This is a genomic window from Enterococcus sp. AAFC-DPL-5182, assembly GCF_058216605.1.
Genome location: NZ_CM177101.1, coordinates 3,742,733 through 3,761,225, shown reverse-complemented (window position 1 = coordinate 3,761,225; position 18,493 = coordinate 3,742,733). Strand labels below are relative to the sequence as shown.

The following is an 18,493-nucleotide window of genomic DNA, read 5'->3' as shown; positions in this document are numbered from 1 at the left end:
TTATTCCTCCTTTTCAGACACAGCAAACTTTATTTTTATAAATTGTTTATCTACACTATAATGAGCAGCATTTTTTTCTAATTCTGGTTCTCTTGAAATATATGGCTTTTCAATATATTCTTGATCGGAGATACGCATAGGGAAAATAGCAGTTTTTACTAATTCTTTAAACAAACGTGGTAATCCAATTCTAGTACGTGCCATATATTGGTGGGATCCAGCCAATATGAAGTGAATGTTGTTTATTTCATTTACTTGTAAAAGAAGTTTTAATTCATCTTCAGTCAAGTCAACTAACTCAATAAATTTTTCAATATCTGTAATGTATATTATTCTTTTAGGCGTTTGTTTTTCAGCTACTTGATTTTGAATTTCTTGCAATATTAAAGGCTTCATTTGTTTGATATTTTCTTCTTTGGATATATAAGTATTAACATTCAGGTTTATTCCATCTGTAATTTTTCCTGTATCAATAACCATCGTTTGCATATTTCCAGTTAAAAGCTCCATGCTTGAGAGAATAGAACGTTTTAATGGCATGAAAGTATTATTTGACTCACCCATCACTGACAAATGGCCAGAATCATCTAAATTAATAGCAACTGGTTGAACTTCTTCAAAATCTACACCTAATGGTAGTATTCCTCTTAGTGAAAGCTCTTGGACTTGTTTTTTCTGTTTAAATTCTTCAAAGTAAAGTATTTCAGGAACCATCGGAATCGGTTCAGGTCTTTCACCTGTCCAATGTTGATCCATCTGGTTAACTTCTTCTTGAATTGCTTCGATGATCTGTAGTGTATCTTCACCATCAGCTGGTAATGCTGCTTGGAACAGTTCAGGTTCGTCCAACTTAATCAACCCACGCCCAGGTAAATCATCAATGGTCAATGTTGTCCGTCCAACGATGGCTCTTGGTTCACTATCGTCGATCATTTTCAACACAATTTGTGTCTTGATATTACTTGAAAGGATGGCTTTCAGAGAGTTTTGTCTACCTGCAGAAAGAAGTAAATGAACCCCAATCCCAGCACCTTCACGAGCTACTTGAGTAATGACTTTTTCAAGAATTTCATTGAACTTCGCATCTTTCAATCCTTCAAATCCATCTAACAAGATAAGAATGATCGGTTCTTCTTTCCCACTAGCACGTTCATACATATCCAAACTTGCCACAGAAAACTCACTCAACAATTTCTTCCGTCGTTTCAACTCATCATTAATCCGTCTCGCAAACTTCTCAATTTTCTCTTCTTCATCAATACTCATCGTATCTGCCACATGCGGTAATTTCTTCAACGGCAGAAGTCCATTCGTCCCAAAATCAAGCAAGTAAACATTCAATCTTTCAGGACTATGCACTCTCGCCAAATCCATTACAACGGTCTGCATAAACGTACTCTTACCATAACCAGGACTACTAAACACCGTCATATGACCTTCTTGCGTCATATTCAAACGCAACGTATTCTGCGCCTGCATACTCGGCACATCTACCACACCCAAAACAGGTTCAAGCGGTTGTTTCTCCGTCAACCATTCTTCTCTAAAGTTCACAGGATGAAGGGTAGAAGAAGCAATCCGTTCTTCCAAAGGCGGTAACCAAGGACGTGGAAGTGGGATGATATTCTCACGTTCCGCTACTTCATGAATCCCATCAATAATGGCATCCAATTCAGTCGGAATCTGTTTCACATCATCCGCATTTTCCAAACCACTTAAATCTTCACTTAAAATCTCATACTGACCAAGGTCGTTAACTAGATAAATCGTATGATCTTCAATCTGTTGGTCATCTTTCTCAGGCTGATAATCCGCACCACTCCAAGCGCTTTGGAACAATTCATAAATCTCATTATTCCCCACTTGCAAGTAAGCACGCCCAGCTTGAGTAATTTCCGCCGCATCTGGCGTTTTCAACATTTCCATCGAATCGGCTTTATCTGCCACTTTCAACGCTAATTTAAATTTCGAGTTACTCCAGATTTGATCATTGACCACACCACTTGGTTTTTGCGTCGCAAGGATCAAGTGAATCCCCAACGAACGCCCAATACGAGCAGTGGAAACGAGTTCCTTCATAAACTCAGGCTGTTCTGATTTCAACTCCGCAAACTCATCTGAAATTAAGAAGAGGTGAGGCATTGGTTCAGAAACATCGCCATTTTTATATAATTTTTGATATTGATTGATATGATTCACGTTATTCTCTGAGAAAAGGCGCTGACGGCGTTTTAGCTCGGCATTGATCGAGATTAAGGCACGCATACTTTGAGCGCCATCTAGGTTGGTAATACTCCCTAATAAGTGAGGTAGGTTACGGAACAAGTTCGCCATTCCTCCACCTTTGTAGTCAATCAGTAGGAAAGCTACGTCGTAAGGATGGAAATTTACCGCTAAACTCAAGATATAACTCTGCACGATCTCGGATTTACCCGAACCTGTTGTCCCAGCGACTAAGCCATGAGGTCCGTGGGCTTTTTCATGTAAGTTCAAATAGACAATATCGTCTTTTCCACGCAAACCCAAAGGCACAGCTAAGGTTTTATGTGGAGAATGTTCAGCCCAACGTTGGGTCACATTAAACTCATCAAATTTCTCGATGCCGTACATTTCTAGGAAAGTAACAGCTTCAGGAATACTTGATTTCAAGTTCTGTAAGTGATTCAATGGCGCAAGTAATCTTGGCAATTGTTCTTTGTTGAATTCAGCAGGGAAGTGATCCAATTGGAATGACTTGTTCATCAATTTTCCTTCTTCCAACAAGAGAACCCCAGTATTTCGGTCACGGATATCGATAACCGTTATGATATTATCCGATAAACTACTCATAACATCTTCCACAAAAATCACGCTACAACCCAATTCACTCGGATCTTCATTGAAGAACTCCATGATGACATGATCCAAAATCAACTTCTCATCGGTAATCATCACCACATAATGAGGGGAGAAGATGGTGCTGTCACGGCTATTGCGGTTTTCTTCCATGGAATTTTTACGGTTTTTCAAGATTTGATTCAAACTATTCAACACTTGGTCACGGCTACGTTGGTTATAGACAAACCCACGCACATTCACGTCTTGCATCGTCGCATGAGGCAACCAGCGCATCCATTCCCATTGGTCTTTTTCTGCTTCTGGGAAAATTGAGATAAACTGTAGATCATGGTAACTATGGAAGACAGATAACTGGTTAACCAATAAATGAAGCTGTTCTAACACTAAGTTTCTAGGACCAATATACCCAACAGGTCCATTAACTAAATTAGCAACAATCGGCATATCTTCCAGCTCTAAACTTTTCGTATAAAGCTCATACCCACTTTTTTCTAAATCATCCGTTTCTTTCCCACGTTCTTTGTTAGAATAGGTAATCTCACTTGAAGAACCAAGTGTTCCTAATCCCAAACGATAGAAGAGAAAGTCAAAGTGCAACGGTGTTTTTTCATAAATTCTTGGGCTGTAAGTTTTTGTCATATCCAACAATTCTGAAACGTTTGGATAGTGATAGAGTTGCCCTTGTTTTTGTTCTTGATTCAGTTGGTGTAACTCTACTGATTTATCGACTAAATATTTCTTATAACTGACTTCACGGTCGATCAAGCTTTGTTTGTGCTCTTTTTTTCCTTTAAAGTAATTCGTGATCGAGAAAATAATCGTGATCAAGGTCGTTGCCGCACTGGCTAAGACGAATAAGCCGTTCGGTCTGAAAAAGGCCATTGCAACAGTGACCATCAACATCACGATCGGTGGTAAAATCGTTTTGATCAGTTGGTCTTGTTGTTTATTGTTTGGTTCACTTGGGGCATTGATCATCATTTTTTCTTCTGGTTCACGGTAAATGATCCGTGGTGAACGGTGGAAATCTGGGTAATCTTCATAGACATCGTAACGAGAGGTGTAAATTTCACATAAGTCAGATTTCACGATCGTGCCTTCTGTTGCATGGATTTCATGCGTAAAGATCTTCAACGTGTGGTGTAAGAAAGACAGCTCGTCTCCTTTGTGCAATACATAGTCGGTCTCGGTAAATAACTGGTTGTTGATCATCAATTCACCGGAGATACGTGTCAAAGCCCACTGATCATCTTGTTTTTTCAAGATAGCAGAAAGTGGCTCAGCTAAATGATCATTTGGTAATTCAAGCGTTGCGCCTTTATCGGTACTTAAAATGATTTCTTTTTTGTCTAATAGATCGAAGATATGGAGCTTCGTCTCAGGTGCTAAAATAACAGTCACTTCTTGTTCATCTGATAAAGAGAAGGAGAGAGGTGTAGCAAAATTTAAGACATATTCAGTCTCTTGGTGCGTCAACACCCATTGGTCCTCTTTATTTTCGATCGTAAAAGCATCTGTTTCTGGTAGCAATGGCAAGTGAAGTGCTGCTTGATTGTCGGGACCAATCTGTTGAACTTTTTCTTCATCAAGGGTCAATTGATAGCGATAGCCTTGAAGGTAGATGATGGCTTGTGTCTTGGTCATCTAATTTCCCTCCTGAGCAGTCGATCCTTGTGTCTTTTCTGCTTCTGCTGCAGCATTTACACTTTCGTCACGTTTTTCTTTGTATTTCTTATAGTCGGCTTCTAATTTGCCGATCGTTTCTTCTTTTTCAGTTCCAGTCATTTTCGTATCTTTTCGAACTTGTTCGATTTTTTGTGTGATACCATATAAAATCAAATCAGAATCTTCTAAGTTTTTCGCTACATCTAAGGCTTCATCAAGATTTCCACGACCGTTTTCGATCCAGTAATCTAAATAATTTTCGTCAGAACGTAGTGTTACATTGTTTAAAATGACTTTTTTCTGTTGCTCTTGTAAGGCTTCTCCTTGAATGAAGCTAAAGGCTAATTCGTATTTTTGCGTAAATGGAATTTTAGCTGTCTTAACAGGTTCCAAGGTTGTGATCACAGCTTCATAGTCATTTTTCAAGAAGGCAGTGTCAGTGTCTTGCATACGATCTAAAAATGGCAAGCGGAAAAAGAGTAGGTAAGCTAAAGGAACGACTAAAAAGACGGATAAAACAGTCATCCAAATCGATAGTTGTTTCATGACTTGGAATTTTGTTTTGCTGACTTTTTTAATGGTTTTTTTTGTGCGTTCTACTGTATGATCATAGCTTTCAACAAGGTATTGTCTGATTTCTTCAAAGCTTTCTTTTTTTAGAATCGTTTGAATAAATTCGGAGCCTTTTTTGATTTCTAGTTGTCCTTCATAGAGCTTTGAAAAATCTTGTTTCTTTTCAAATAAAGCCACAATCAAGCTTTTGTATTGTCTTAAAAGTAATTCGTTATTTGTGACTTTTGGCGGCATTTTGCCTTCTAATCCTCGATAAGCGACTTTCGGTAATAAGTTGTAATCAAATAAAATATTTTCTGGATGAATAAAGAAGGTTAATGGTAAATCTAATAATTGTTCGATTGCGGCCATATTTGCCATGGCGCGTAGTTTTTCTTCTTTAGAAGCGGCTTTTAATTCATCAAAAGTGATACGCTCTTTTGGCAGTTCATAAGTAAATGTCACGGCATCTTCTTCCCAATAGATGCTCGTATCCATCAATAAGGGATGAGCGACTTTAAGTAAAGCCAAGTCTTTTTCTTCATGGACTTGAACTTCCGATTTTCTTAAGGCAAGCGTCCAATTTTCTGCTGTTTTGTTAAATTCATATGTGTGTTTTTCAATAATTACGTCTGTTTTTTTCGTTGTCTCCATCTATTTTACTCTCCCAATATTTCGATTATGTCTCCGTTAGTGATTGCCCAATCTTTTAGCTTTTGTTCTTCATCTAAAAGGATTCCTTTGTTCAACACTTTGAGTTGGTATTTTTTCAATGTTTTTTCTTTCCCAAATATTTGGTTCAATTCCCGAATAAAGCGGTAAACAGTAATGTTTTTTGGGATTCTCAAATCCATTTGTTTATCCTTGTTTCCTTGGTACAACAAGGTAATGTTGATATGTTCTTGGTTATCTGCCATTTTGCTGACCTCTTTTTCTGTTGTGATACAACACTAGTGTTACAACTGTGACCAATAGCAAACCTAGTATTAATGGAAATAACGCAGGAGGAGAAGAAACTGCGTTGACAGTTTCTTCTTTTTTGACTGCTGCGTGATTGGTTTCATTTGCTGTAAATAACTGCGTATGATCATTTGCTTTTACTTTGGGTATTTTAGTCAAAAAGAATTGTGCTTCTTCTTCTTGACGTTGTTTGGTTTCAACTTTTTTTGCATGTGTGACTTTTTCAATCATTTCTGTTTCGAATAAACGGTCTTCCGCAATAAAGCTTTGGGCTTTTCCGTTATCGATTTGGTCTTGATTTAGACGATCTGTTTTTAGGTCTAGGTTGTTATCTAATAATGTTTCTTTGGCATATGTCGTTTCAGTAAAAGAAAGGATTCCTATTCCTAATGCAACTAAGAGCAGTAGTTTCTTCATTTTTTCGCCACTTCCTTTACTTTTCTTCTTGGTTTCCAAATGAAAATGTTAAACGCAAAGAGAGCAGTAATTGCTAGTACATATAGAATAATATGAACAACATTCAAGGCATTTCTAGCTAGGATATCGGCTAAATTGTTTTCGCCGATCGACAGTGGGTTGATAGATCGAATCATTTCCACCATTGGGTTGTTTCCTTTGGTTTTACCGATGGCATTGGTGACAAATACATAACTGATAAATAGGAATAAACTAAATCCAAACCCTGCGATATGGAATTGCTTCAACGCATAGTGGTTGAGCAGTGAGAAGATCAGCATAAAGAGTACGACCATCATGACCCAAACGATTTGAGATTCTTTTACGATCGATAATTCACTAATGCTTAGCATGCCTAAGATCAATCCAATACCAATGGCGCTTAAGCCAAGAAGAGCTGTTTCCATAATATTGTCTTTAAACCATAATTGTTCCCGCTTGAACTTATCTTTGACTTTTCTAACGACTGGTTGTGTCGCAAAGAGATAGGCAATAAATAAGCTTAAGGTATACATGATCAAAATCCAGGTGAACGGTTCGTTGACTTCCGTTGTTTTGATCGTTGCTTCTGATTTTCCATGAACAGGATTAGCGATAAATTGCAGCAACGTGTTATTTGGTACGCCGTCTTTTTGAGCATTGCTAAGAACTTTGATGAAGGCTGAAACGAAGTCGTTATTGTTTGCTAGTTCATCATTTAAGTTGGCCATGATCACGTCAGCGTTGGTTGAAAGTTCTTCACCATTTTTTTGAGCAGTGTTGACTTCTTGGTCGAAAGAAGTGAAGACAGATTTCACCGTTTCTGCTTCTTTGACATTCATTTCGGATGCTTCTTTGACAGCTTGTGATTGTTGTAAGAGTGATTCTAATGTTGATTTAGCAGATCCGATTTCTGAATCTGTTTGGCTGTTCCAAGAGCTGATTTTGCTTTCTGAACTGATGGCTTCTTGAATTTGTTGTTGTCCATCTTCTACCAGTCCGGCTTGTTTTCCGATGGCTTCATTTAATCCCATAGTTGTGTTGAGAACTGTACTCATTTTTTCTCCAACAACTTCCGATTGCATCTCAAGGCTATCTGCTTTTAGTTTCAAGGCTTCGAGGTGATCTACTTGAACTTTATAATCACCGCCAAGGAAGGTTTCGTTAAGAATTTTTTTAAAAGCGTCTGTCAGATCTAATTTAAGGAAGCCGCCGAATTGTTCAAATTGATAATTTTCGTAAAAGGCTAATTCACTGCTGATTGAGTCATAAAGATCTAACGTTTTACCAACTTGTTCAGAGTAAAGTCTTTTTTTGAGTTGATAATCTGCATCAAGGAAGGCTGATGTATCGATAGTTTGATCCCACACGATAGCAAATTGTGATTGTACCAGTTCACTTGTAATCGATCTGGTTTCCGCTTTTTGGGAAATCTCATCCTGCGACTGTTCAGTACTTTCTTCTTTTTCAGAAGAAGAAGTTGTTTCTTCTGGACTTGTTTCAGGCTCAGTTACCTCTGCTGTGAAAGGAACACTTCTTTCATTAGATAGTTTTGGTTGACCGACTCTAATACTCATTGTTGGTGCTGAAGTTGTTTCGTTGTATTCATCTGTAAATCGGTAAGTGACTGTGTAAGTACCGCTTCCAGTGAATGGATACTCTTCGCCTTCTGCGATTGATCCTATCCTAGAAATGTGAACATTGGTGATTCCTGCTGGGATACTGTTAATCTTGATCGTTCTGTTTGAACCAGTAGTATCCATATTTATTTGGAAACTACCTTCACTAGATTTTAATAATTCTGCTCGTTTGGCCGTCAGATTATCGTAGGCATCTTTCAAATTTTTATAATAAGGACTGTCTAAAGCTTTTTCCGGATCCATTTCAAACTCTATATGAGGTTCTTTTAGATTATTTTCCTTATTGTTTTCATCGATTTTTTCATTGAGAGTGAAAACTTTGCCTGAAATATCATTAAATTTTTCTTGTAATTGGGCAAATGGTTGTCCATCTCCGTAAGGTGCTTTCGTGTATCTGAAAATATCGTCTTGCGGGTTTAAGTTGAATGTTATTGTTCTAAAAGGCAGTAAGGCTAAACGTTCTTCCATCCATTTTTTATAATCAACATTAAACCCAGTATCATCACTTGGCGGATATTCTTTATTTGCTTTCTTTAAGACATCGCTTAAGGTTACTTTAGGATCTCGGCTAGATTCATCGATCCCTAATGAAGCGAAAAAGGGTTCTTTGTATCTGTCAAAGTAGTTGTCACTGATCTCTGTCAGCTTCTCTTGTTGTTCTGTCACAGCAGCTCTGGCATCTGCTAGCTGTTGGTTTAAAGCATCCATTTGTTTGACTGTTGTATCGGACATTCCTTCTGGGTTGAATTCATTTTGTAAATCCATACCAGTATCTTGAAGTTGTTTGAACATAGCAGCTATATCTGCTGCGGTTACAGTCTTTTCAGCTTCCAGTAATTGTTTGATGAATTCATCATAAGTGAGTTGTCCTTTTGCCCGCTCGTCCAATAGTTTTTCCAAAAGAGAAGCGTAGTCTTTATGACTGTTAACGAGTGAATCTGTCCCTTGAATGTGACTCCCTAAAGTATTTGCTAACAAATCATTGGCTTGTAGCGCACTTTTAGATTGTGATGTGATCGAAGGGAGATATTCTTTAAAATTTAATGTTGGCTGATACAGGACATCTTGAAATTCCTGCACAGATGATGTCTGATTTGCATAAACTTTTTCAATATTTCGTTGTGCTGTAAATAGATTGTCCATAATGCTAACAACATAAAGATCCACTAGTTGTTGATTCAAATCATTTACGATTCTTCTCCCAACGCTTTTTGATTCGTTTTCTAATGTTGCATTCCCATTTGCATTGATCTTGTAGTTGACTTGGACTTTTTCTGGTGCTTCGCTGTCTAATTCTAATAATTTACTTGAAAAATTGCTGGGGATTGTTACAAGTAGGTTATAAGTCCCATTTTTTAAGCCATTTTCGGCAATACCTCGACTAACTGTGAACCAGTTATAGGTAACATCTTTTTCAATTTTTTTAACATAATCTGCACCGAGATTATAGTCTATGTTATTTTTATTGACTCCTGCATCTTCATTTACCAAGGCAATATTTAGTCGCATATCTTCTTCTTGGTCTTTTTTTGCCGAAATATCAGTAAAATCCCGGTTCATGAATATAAGCATAATAAGTAATATTACAACCATCCAAACAGATTTCAACATATAGTATAGTTTCTTACTGTTCATTTATCATTCTCCTAAACAAAAGAGGAACAGCGAGGAGCAAGTGCCCTCCCTATTCCTCAGATATGTGTTTCTTATAGACCTCTTCCGATTGCTGAAGAGATATTTTGGTCTGTTTCTTCTACAATGTTTGCAACTTCGTTTAATTGTTTGTTGATTTGCTCTAATAATTCAGCAAACTCAGATACTTTTGGTTTTAAAGCAGTGAATTGATCGTTAAAGCTATCAAAACCGCTACCTTCCCAGTTGCCTTGAATTGTATCTTGTTCAGATTGTAACTTCTGTAAAATGTCGTTTACTTGGTTTGAACCATCCGTATATTTTGTTGCAGAAGTTCTAAGTTCTTGTGGGGATAATTTAATTCTATCGCCTGCCATTTTTCATTCCTCCAAATTGTTATTTTAGGGAGCAGTAATTATGCTCGCTAGTTATATAAACGTTACCATAAAAAAAGATTTATAAATACTTAATGTAATAAGTTGCGAGTTTTAAGTAAAAAATAACGAAAAAAATAGAATCATAACTTTTCTTTTAGGCGATTTTTTTTCTTTTTGTGGTCTTTATAGTTACCTATAAGTCTGAAAAATAAAAAACCTGCAAGAATAACAGGTTTTTATAGAGACATGCTAAATTTCTACAAGCACTTTAATGTAGAGAACAATGCACGATTCAATTATGATTTACCCAATCTTAAAAAAGTCGAGTATGATTCTTTTGCGTTGTCTTTAAAGGTTCTACTCATAGGCAAAGAGGTGGGGCTATCTTGTTGCATGTTATTCTCAAATTGTTTAACAAATACTTCACTCTTGATGATCTTAACAATATAATTTAAGTTCACAATATAGCTACCGTGTATTCTGGTAAATATATCTTTATTTAGCTTATCTACTATTTCAGCCATCGTTAAATAGGTTTTATAAACTTTTTCTGTTGTATGAATGTATGCTATGCGTCCACTTTTGGCGATGTAGACGATGTCATTCATTGTTAATACAATAAGTTTTCGGTTAAATGAAAATTCAAAGTAAGCGTGGATAGCATTGAAATAATTAGTTGCTCTAGTCATTGTTTCTAATAAACGGTCATCAGCAATCGGCTTCAATAAGTAATCAAAGGCGTGAACTTGAAACACATCCGGCATACGTTGAATATCATTAGATACAAAGATGATCAGTGCTTCTCGATCGGATTTCCGTATCTGTTGAGCTAAGGCAATACTATCCATATCATTCAGCTCAATAGAAATGAAATATATAGAATAATTTGCCTCGTTTTTCTTAAAATGTCTGATTAATTTTTTTCCGCTGCTAAAAAAATCAAACTCATATTTTTGAGAAAAGTGTAAATTTATAGATTTTTCGATTTTTCCCATTTCTCGTTGGTTATTATCACACAAAACAATCTTCAATAGCTCATCTCCCTTGAGTTTAAGATTAAAAATGTATGTATAGAGTTATTATATTTTTTAAACTTTCTATTTTTATCAATTCTAATCATAGCATATTTTTATTACAGAAATTCTCAAAAATTTTACTCAGAACAACGTTTTTCGATAAAATATTATAATCTTTTTAAAGAATACCTCTATTAATGAAATGACAGATATGTTGTATATATAATTAGTAGTCTTTTTTTGTTACACTAAAGAAAGTGATGGAGAGCCAAAATACGTTGTTTGAAAGGAAAGTCATGAAATGAAAAGATCTGAAATTCAATTAGCTCAAATAGCTAAGCCAATGATTTTTACGAACGTTGCACCAACTTTTTTAACCGATGATACAATGCGTGAAAGAAAGCAAAAAGTCTTGGAAAATATGAAATCAGAAGAGTACGATGCGTTAGTGGTTTATGCAGATAAAGAACATGGCGGGAACTTTGAATATTTAACTGGCTTTATTCCTCGTTTTGAAGAAGGATTGCTGGTGTTGGATGTTTCAGGAGAATGTACACTGATTCTAGGTAATGAGAACTTGAAGATGGCGAAGGTTGCTCGAATCGAGAACCAGTTGATTCATAGCCCATTATTCTCTTTACCAAATCAACCGATGGATAATGAAGCAAGGTTAGAACGCATTTTTGAAAAAATAGGTTTGTCTGACAAAGATAAAATCGGAGTAGTCGGTTGGAAAATGTTTACAACAGCCGAATCAGACAATGGGTCTTATTTTGATTTGCCTTATTTTATTATCCAAGCACTTTTAACAAGTAAAAAAGAACAAGCAATGCTTAAAAATGCGGCGCATCTATTTATCCGTGGTGATAAAGGTGCTCGTACGACGAATAATGCAAATGAAATTGCCCATTATGAATATGGTGCAAATTTGTCTTCTAGTTGTATGTTAAAAGCTATGGATGCTGTTGAAGTAGGTGTAACTGAAGCTGTATTAGGCAACGAACTGACTGCTGAAGGCCAAACCAACACCGTGGTGACAATTGCTGCTACTGGACAGCGTTTTGAATACGGCAATGTATATCCAACCCATAAACAAGTGAAATTAGGTGATCCACTGTCCTTAACGACGGCATATAAAGGAGGGCTATCTAGCCGCACAGGTTTTGTGATAGAAAATGAGAAACAACTTCCAGAAAACCAACAAGATTATTTAGAAAGAGTCGCTAAACCTTATTATCAAGCCATTACAACGTGGTTGGAAACGATAAAAATTGGAATGGCAGGAAAAGAACTGTATCAAACAATCGAAACTGTTTTCCCTCAAGCTGATTATCACTGGCACTTAAATCCTGGACACTTAGTATCAGATGAAGAATGGATGTCTTCACCGATTTATGCAGAATCTGAGGAAACGTTGAAAAGCGGGATGATTTTGCAAATTGATATTATCCCATCTGTGGCAGGGTATACAGGGGTAAGTGCTGAAGAATGTGTAGCGTTGGCTGACGTAACGTTACAAAAACAGCTAAAAGAGGATTATCCTGAGCTATGGCAACGAATCGCCTCAAGGAAACGTTATCTCAAAGATGTATTGAATATCGATTTAAGTGAGGATATCATCCCTTTATCAAATACAGTGGCCTATTTAAGACCGTTTTATTTAGCCAAAGATCAGGCTTTTCGCTGGACAAAATAATACCATAAAAGTAAGAAACGTCTCTTCGTTTTTGAAGAGGCGTTCTTTATTTTATTCCCAAAAGTCATTGTTACACGTGAAACATTTACTTAATTTCTTTTAAAAGAATGTTATTTTTCAAAGATTCAACTGACTCAATAGATACATATCCCACCGCTTGTTCAAGAGCATTACTCATCCCGCAAGCCATCCCGTAACGCAAAGTTTCTTCTATAGAAAGACCTTGGTCTATAGCGAAAGCAATGCCGCCAACTGTAGCATCTCCAGACCCCGTCGGATTGATAATGTCGATTGGAGGAATAATAACATCGAAGATCTGTTCATTATACTTTGCCACTGCGCCATCTCCACCACAAGAAACCAGAATAAAGGGAATTCCCTGCAATAGTGGGTGGTTTAGGTGTTCAACCACATCATTTTTACTACGAATAGGAATACCCAATAACTCTGCAAATTCGTGGATATTTGGTTTGATAAAAAATGGTTTGGTTGCCCCTTGTAGAACATATTGCAGTTGCGTTCCTGAAATATCTGTTAGAATTTTTATTTCTGAACCAAGTTGAGTCTGGAGTTGTTGTAAGTAATCCTGATACAATCGTTCATTTTTCGTATTGGCTGATCCGCATAGAGCAATGATTGGACGTTTTTTTTGTTGAGATGAGAACTCAATGACTTTATTTACTATTTGATGTGCTGTTTCTTCTGTTATTTCAGGACCTAACTCGACAATTTCAGTTTGATTTTTTTCTTGGTCCATAACGGTTACAGCATTTCTCGATTCCCCCTTGATTGCAAGAAAGTCTGTGTTAAATGGTTCATATTCAAGCGCAGATTGGATCAGTTCTCCATTTAGTCCAGCTAAAACGCCCATCGTTGTGACGTCACTTCCTAAAATTGCGGCTGTTCTTCCTGCATTGATTCCTTTTCCGCCAACAGCCTTTACAGGGTTACTGCAGCGGTTCATTTCGCCTAAAATAAATGTATCTGTAAAATAAATAGAATCCATGGATGGGTTAAGTGTCACTGTTAGAATCATTGTTGTTTTCTCTCCTTCAGATACCTAGCTAATCTGGGCTTCTGAAAGAGCAGACCAAACCCAGTTAACTTTTTTTGTTTAATAATGTGCCATAAGATTGATAGAAATTAAGTGTCTGTTCGTCAATTTGATCATCGGTGATTACATAGTCTAAATCAGACAGCTTATAAAAAGTATAGACATCGCTCACATTGAATTTTGTACTATCTGCTACAACAATTTTTTTCTTAGCATTTTTAAAAGCAGCCCGTTGGACGCCGCCTTCTAAATAGTTTGAGGTAGTCACATTATTGTTGTAGATGCCATTTGTTGCAGCAAAAGCAATATCGATATTGATTGTTTCAAATGTTTTCTCCGCATGTTCCCCAATAAATTCTTCCGTAATAGGTGTGAAATCCCCTCCAGTCAACAAAATTCGATAGTCCGTGTGTTCAATCACATAATTGAAAGCCAACAGGCTATTTGTAACGATCATCAAATTTTGTTTTTTGATAAAAGGTAGCGCGTATAGAATAGTCGTTCCTGCACCAACAAAAACAACTTGATGATCCTGGATCAAAGAATTCATGATTTTTCCGATATATTCTTTTTGCTCAATATGGAGATTGATTTTTTCATGAGTGGCCAATTCCTTATTTTTTCGATCGATTTTTTGTGCGCCACCATATAGACGAACGAGTTGGTTCGAATCACTCAATTCGTTGATATCACGGCGAATCGTCATTTCAGAAACATTCAGCTCCTCAGCGATATCGGATACCGTCATAAACGTATTTTTTTCCAGTAATTCTAAAATATGCGCATGGCGCTCTCTTTTTAACATAGTATGTTCCCCTTTTTGTTCGAAAATGTTTATCTATTACATTTTAAACGTAAAACGAACAAAAAACAATCAAAAGAAAGCGTTGACAAACCTTTGTACAAGTTGTATTCTTTTTGTATAAACAAAGTTTAACATATATTTACAAAGTTGAACATAAAAAGTTTAAATATGTTAAAAAGTATAGAGGAGGAATCAAAGACATGAAGCAGATGTTTCAACCAGATTTGATCGATTTACGAGTAAGTGTTCAAGAGGAAGAAGAATTATTTGAGTTGATTGCCTGGCGATTGCAGCAAGCGGGATACGTGAATTCAGGGTATTTGGAAGGAATCAGTTCAAGAGAAAAAAGGTTTCCAACAGGCTTGATCACAGAGCACCTCAATATTGCCTTACCTCATTCTGACACGGAATATATTGAAAGGCCTTTCATATATGTCGTAAGAACCACAAAACCGATCAAGGTCAAACAAATGGGAGATAATCAAGAAATGGAGGTGAGCGATTTATTTTTCCTAGGAATCAAAGAACCCTCAAAACAGGTTGGTCTATTACAGGAGTTAATGGTCTTATTTCAAAATGAAGCATTTGTGTCAGAGCTAAAAGCGACAACAGAAAATGAAGCAGTATTCAACTTATTCATGAAACAATGGGAGGAAGTTAAAAATGCCTAGAAAATTAATTGTAGCGTGTGGTAGCGGTGTTGCAACAAGTACGACTGTAGCAGAAAAAATCAAAAGCCAATTTGATGCTGATAATATTGAATATCCAGTAGAAGCGGTGGATTACAAATCGATTTTACAAGAATTACCAAGTGCTAGTATCTATGTTTATATCGCAAAACCTGATGATGAGGTACTTGAAGCAGCGGAGAAACTGGGCGTTTCGGTGTATGCGGGCGTGCCGTTTTTGACAGGCATGGGTGTTGATGAAGTGTACGAAGGGATTGTCAACGATACGAAGAAATAAAAAAGCGGTTCAGGTTATGACGAACCTGAACCGTAGTAGATAGTGAGAATGAAGCAATGCTTTTCTCTCACCCTCTAAATTAAAAAAGTATACAAACTAATCATACCAAAAATTTAAAGAGATAGGTAGGTAAAAGAGATGGAGATTTTTCAATCTGTGATTGATTTTATATTGAATCTTGGTTCAGCTATTTTTGTTCCGTTGATTATCCTAATTATCGGGCTGATTGCTCGGATGCCACTGAAAAAAGCGTTTATGTCAGCTGTTACACTCGGTGTTGCTTTTACAGGAATGAGTATGGTGATCGGTTTTATGTCGGATGCGGTCAGCCCTGCATCTGAGGCGATGGCCAAAAATACAGGAATCAATTTGCCAGCTCTCGATTTAGGCTGGACGGGTGCGGCGAGTATTACCTGGTCATGGTCTTATGCATTTGTTTTTTTCGCAGTCGTTTTAGGCGTGAATTTTATTATGCTTCTATTAAATTTAACGAAGACACTAAATGTCGATATGTGGAATGTTTGGGGTAAAGCGTTGACTGCGTATCTGGTGTATTTTATCAGTGGATCACTTGTTGCAGGGTTCATTGCGGCTGTTGTTCAAGTCGTTTTGGAACTAAAAATGGGCGATATGTTCCAACGGCATATTCAAGATTTAACAGGGATTCCTTTAGTGACGGTAACCCATTTAATGAATATTTCGGCTGTATTGATGCTGCCAGTTAATATCGTGATGGATAAAATCCCATTCTTTAATAAAAAAGCCGATACTTCAGCACTGAAAGCAAAGATTGGGATTTTTTCTGAAAATAGCGTGATGGGATTCATTATTGGTGTATTGCTTGGTTTTGGTGCAGCGTATGGGATTTCTGGTTCGTTGAATTTAGGGATTCAAGTGGCAACGGCGATGGCATTGTTCCCGATGATTAGTAAGATGTTTATGCAGTCTCTTTCTCCTTTGGCGGATGCGATGTCAGAGATGATGAAAAAACGTTTTAAAGATCGTGAAGTTTTTATTGGTTTAGATTGGCCCATTTTGGCAGGGCGTTCTGAGATTTGGGTAACAGCGATCATCTTAGTGCCGATTTTCATTGGTTATGCCATGATCTTACCAGGCAATCAAGTATTGCCTTTGGCGGGTATCATCAATTACTCGATTGCAGTTGGAGGATTATTACTGACTGGGGGAAACTTGTACCGCATGATCACACTTGGCATTATTTATACGCCGCTTTATTTATATGGTGCAACGTATCTTGCACCAGTGTTGACAGGTTTAGCGAAAAAAACAGGTGCAGTCGATCTAAAAGGCGGCAGTATAACATGGTCATCGATTGAAGGACCAGAATTTAGAATTTTGTTTGCAGAAGCGGCCAACTTGAATGTTGTTGCCATTGTTGGTTTTATCATGTTTATCGCAATGTTCGTTTGGTTATATAAGTATATGGCAAAAGAACCTGTGCCAAGCGCACGTTACGAAGAAGTGAAGGATTGAATAAAGCATAGAAAGGACCAAATGATATGACTCAAAAAGGAAAATGGATGATCCTACTATTTGTAGATAGTTTACTGTTTATACTAGCATTATCAATCAATATCGTTCCATTGTATTTTCTAGTCATGCTCCTTTCTTTTGTCATTTATAAATACGGAAATCCAGTACTTTTTAAGGAATATGATGATAGAAAAAAACAAAAATATAAAGAATATCAAGTGGTGCAGGAAGCAGCGAAAAAAGCGATCCGCACAGGTAAATTACTAAAAAAGAAGGAGCTGTAGTAAATCATGGCAGATGGAAGAATTTTATTTGAACGTGAAAGAGAAGATATGGCAAAAATCGTACAATTGATTTTTGAACGTAAAAATACCAATGTTGCTGGCGGAAATTTTTCATTTAAAACAACGGATAAAGAGGGGAAAGAATATATTATCATGACCCCTACAATGATGTCTCAAGCCTATTTAGGACATGTTTCCCCGTCACAGATTTTAGTGGTGGAACCTCATACAAGAAAAGTCGTTGCAGGAGAAGGGGGATTAACAAGAGAAATCAATATGCATGAAGCGGTATATGATGCAAACCCTGAAATCAAATCTGTTTTACATGCTCACGCACCCAATAGTATGTTTTGGGCCACTAGTGGCTTAGATATGCCTAATTTGACCGAAGCGACTCAGAAAGTCGAATATATTGAAGTCTTGGAATTTGAGCCAAACTGTTCAGAGGAGCTAGCGGAAATCGTCAGTAATCATATTAAGACAATGCCGAGAAAAACATTGCCGCATGAATTTTTGTTGGATAGTCATGGTGTGTTGATCACAACAGGTGGTGAAACAGGGATGGAGGCTATTCATTCAGCTTTAGCCATTCTGGATACAGTTGAGTGGAATGCTGAGATTGCGTATAAGCAAACCATTTTCCAAAAGCTTGGTATTTTAGATGGCTACTATTCTAAAGGAGTTAAAATAGGCACGATTGAAGATCTGATCAATCGTGAACCGATTTATAACCAAAAAATCAAAATGACAGCTGGCGGAGATTAAGAAGGAAAATATTAAAGAGGTTGGGAGAAAAGCGCTTATTTCCGAGACTTTCAAATCTTAGTGCTTTAGTACTTAGAAAATAAAGGGAGCAAGGTGTCTTTCAGACACCTTGTATTGTGCATCATCGAATCACTTCGTTCTTCGTGATTTACAACAATGTGATCGAAGTGTAACGTAGTAGCTGCTTTTTTACCTTAAGGGGCTGAGATATAACTCGAAGGGTTATGTCTCAGCCCCTTCTTTTCGACTAAAAATGAGCGAGATTTTTTTCTGCCATATAATAGAAAGAAACATTTTATTATAACTGTGACAAA

15 protein-coding genes are annotated in these 18,493 nt (G+C 37.0%); 6 read left to right on the top strand and 9 right to left on the bottom strand.

Features of this window, described 5'->3' with window-relative positions:
- The 7 genes from essC to AC4BB7_RS17595 form a co-directional block, all read right to left on the bottom strand.
- Nucleotides 1-4,482: a type VII secretion protein EssC gene (gene essC, locus AC4BB7_RS17625; protein ID WP_490483926.1), complete on the bottom strand. Its 4,482-nt coding sequence runs from the start codon at nt 4,480-4,482 to the stop codon at nt 1-3.
- Nucleotides 4,483-5,709, bottom strand: a complete 1,227-nt coding sequence (essB, locus tag AC4BB7_RS17620; protein ID WP_086314724.1) for a type VII secretion protein EssB — start codon at nt 5,707-5,709, stop codon at nt 4,483-4,485.
- 5 nt (nt 5,710-5,714) lie between these two features.
- On the bottom strand, nt 5,715-5,972 hold the full coding sequence (locus tag AC4BB7_RS17615) for an EsaB/YukD family protein (RefSeq protein ID WP_086314723.1): 258 nt from the start codon (nt 5,970-5,972) through the stop codon (nt 5,715-5,717).
- Nucleotides 5,962-6,432, bottom strand: a complete 471-nt coding sequence (locus AC4BB7_RS17610) for a hypothetical protein (RefSeq protein WP_490483925.1) — start codon at nt 6,430-6,432, stop codon at nt 5,962-5,964. The genes AC4BB7_RS17615 and AC4BB7_RS17610 overlap by 11 nt, the downstream gene beginning before the upstream one ends.
- Nucleotides 6,429-9,725 (bottom strand): type VII secretion protein EsaA, encoded by a 3,297-nt coding sequence (esaA, locus tag AC4BB7_RS17605; RefSeq protein ID WP_490483924.1) that lies wholly within the window; start codon nt 9,723-9,725, stop codon nt 6,429-6,431. The genes AC4BB7_RS17610 and esaA overlap by 4 nt, the downstream gene beginning before the upstream one ends.
- A gap of 71 nt (nt 9,726-9,796) precedes the next feature.
- A complete protein-coding gene (locus AC4BB7_RS17600) occupies nt 9,797-10,099 on the bottom strand; it encodes a WXG100 family type VII secretion target (protein WP_010766560.1) in 303 nt (100 codons plus the stop codon).
- A 296-nt stretch (nt 10,100-10,395) separates the two neighbouring features.
- Entirely contained in the window at nt 10,396-11,130 is a 735-nt protein-coding gene (locus AC4BB7_RS17595) for a LytR/AlgR family response regulator transcription factor (protein WP_086314720.1), read from the bottom strand.
- A gap of 286 nt (nt 11,131-11,416) precedes the next feature.
- On the opposite strand from AC4BB7_RS17595, the gene AC4BB7_RS17590 reads away from it, so the two are divergent.
- On the top strand, nt 11,417-12,811 hold the full coding sequence (locus AC4BB7_RS17590; RefSeq protein ID WP_490483923.1) for a M24 family metallopeptidase: 1,395 nt from the start codon (nt 11,417-11,419) through the stop codon (nt 12,809-12,811).
- A gap of 85 nt (nt 12,812-12,896) precedes the next feature.
- Here AC4BB7_RS17590 and AC4BB7_RS17585 read toward each other — a convergent pair whose 3' ends face one another.
- The gene (locus tag AC4BB7_RS17585; RefSeq protein ID WP_490483922.1) at nt 12,897-13,847 is read right to left on the bottom strand and encodes a 1-phosphofructokinase family hexose kinase; all 951 of its coding nucleotides are present in this window, start codon (nt 13,845-13,847) and stop codon (nt 12,897-12,899) included.
- Between the two features lie 64 nt (nt 13,848-13,911).
- On the bottom strand, nt 13,912-14,670 hold the full coding sequence (locus tag AC4BB7_RS17580; RefSeq protein WP_010770240.1) for a DeoR/GlpR family DNA-binding transcription regulator: 759 nt from the start codon (nt 14,668-14,670) through the stop codon (nt 13,912-13,914).
- A 200-nt stretch (nt 14,671-14,870) separates the two neighbouring features.
- Between AC4BB7_RS17580 and AC4BB7_RS17575 the strand changes: the two genes are divergently transcribed.
- The 5 genes from AC4BB7_RS17575 (at nt 14,871) to AC4BB7_RS17555 (ending at nt 18,179) form a co-directional block, all read left to right on the top strand.
- Nucleotides 14,871-15,341 (top strand): PTS sugar transporter subunit IIA, encoded by a 471-nt coding sequence (locus AC4BB7_RS17575; protein WP_490483921.1) that lies wholly within the window; start codon nt 14,871-14,873, stop codon nt 15,339-15,341.
- Nucleotides 15,334-15,636 carry a PTS sugar transporter subunit IIB gene (locus tag AC4BB7_RS17570; protein ID WP_010770238.1) on the top strand — a complete coding sequence of 101 codons (303 nt, stop codon included), beginning with the start codon at nt 15,334-15,336 and terminating at the stop codon, nt 15,634-15,636. Before AC4BB7_RS17575 ends, AC4BB7_RS17570 begins: the two co-directional genes overlap by 8 nt.
- 138 nt (nt 15,637-15,774) lie before the next feature.
- Nucleotides 15,775-17,130 (top strand): PTS galactitol transporter subunit IIC, encoded by a 1,356-nt coding sequence (locus tag AC4BB7_RS17565; protein ID WP_490483920.1) that lies wholly within the window; start codon nt 15,775-15,777, stop codon nt 17,128-17,130.
- Between the two features lie 26 nt (nt 17,131-17,156).
- The gene (locus AC4BB7_RS17560) at nt 17,157-17,414 is read left to right on the top strand and encodes a hypothetical protein (protein ID WP_010770236.1); all 258 of its coding nucleotides are present in this window, start codon (nt 17,157-17,159) and stop codon (nt 17,412-17,414) included.
- Nucleotides 17,415-17,420: 6 nt separating this feature from the next.
- The gene (locus tag AC4BB7_RS17555; RefSeq protein ID WP_010770235.1) at nt 17,421-18,179 is read left to right on the top strand and encodes a class II aldolase/adducin family protein; all 759 of its coding nucleotides are present in this window, start codon (nt 17,421-17,423) and stop codon (nt 18,177-18,179) included.
- Nucleotides 18,180-18,493 lie beyond the last annotated feature (314 nt).

Bases quoted from the DNA above. Each gene is read 5' to 3' on its own strand.
- essC (WP_490483926.1), bottom strand. From the start codon at position 4,482: ATGACCAAGACACAAGCCATCATCTACCTTCAAGGCTATCGCTATCAA.
- essB (WP_086314724.1), bottom strand. From the start codon at position 5,709: ATGGAGACAACGAAAAAAACAGACGTAATTATTGAAAAACACACATAT.
- AC4BB7_RS17615 (WP_086314723.1), bottom strand. From the start codon at position 5,972: ATGGCAGATAACCAAGAACATATCAACATTACCTTGTTGTACCAAGGA.
- AC4BB7_RS17610 (WP_490483925.1), bottom strand. From the start codon at position 6,432: ATGAAGAAACTACTGCTCTTAGTTGCATTAGGAATAGGAATCCTTTCT.
- esaA (WP_490483924.1), bottom strand. From the start codon at position 9,725: ATGAACAGTAAGAAACTATACTATATGTTGAAATCTGTTTGGATGGTT.
- AC4BB7_RS17600 (WP_010766560.1), bottom strand. From the start codon at position 10,099: ATGGCAGGCGATAGAATTAAATTATCCCCACAAGAACTTAGAACTTCT.
- AC4BB7_RS17590 (WP_490483923.1), top strand. From the start codon at position 11,417: ATGAAAAGATCTGAAATTCAATTAGCTCAAATAGCTAAGCCAATGATT.
- AC4BB7_RS17585 (WP_490483922.1), bottom strand. From the start codon at position 13,847: ATGATTCTAACAGTGACACTTAACCCATCCATGGATTCTATTTATTTT.
- AC4BB7_RS17580 (WP_010770240.1), bottom strand. From the start codon at position 14,670: ATGTTAAAAAGAGAGCGCCATGCGCATATTTTAGAATTACTGGAAAAA.
- AC4BB7_RS17575 (WP_490483921.1), top strand. From the start codon at position 14,871: ATGAAGCAGATGTTTCAACCAGATTTGATCGATTTACGAGTAAGTGTT.
- AC4BB7_RS17570 (WP_010770238.1), top strand. From the start codon at position 15,334: ATGCCTAGAAAATTAATTGTAGCGTGTGGTAGCGGTGTTGCAACAAGT.
- AC4BB7_RS17565 (WP_490483920.1), top strand. From the start codon at position 15,775: ATGGAGATTTTTCAATCTGTGATTGATTTTATATTGAATCTTGGTTCA.
- AC4BB7_RS17560 (WP_010770236.1), top strand. From the start codon at position 17,157: ATGACTCAAAAAGGAAAATGGATGATCCTACTATTTGTAGATAGTTTA.
- AC4BB7_RS17555 (WP_010770235.1), top strand. From the start codon at position 17,421: ATGGCAGATGGAAGAATTTTATTTGAACGTGAAAGAGAAGATATGGCA.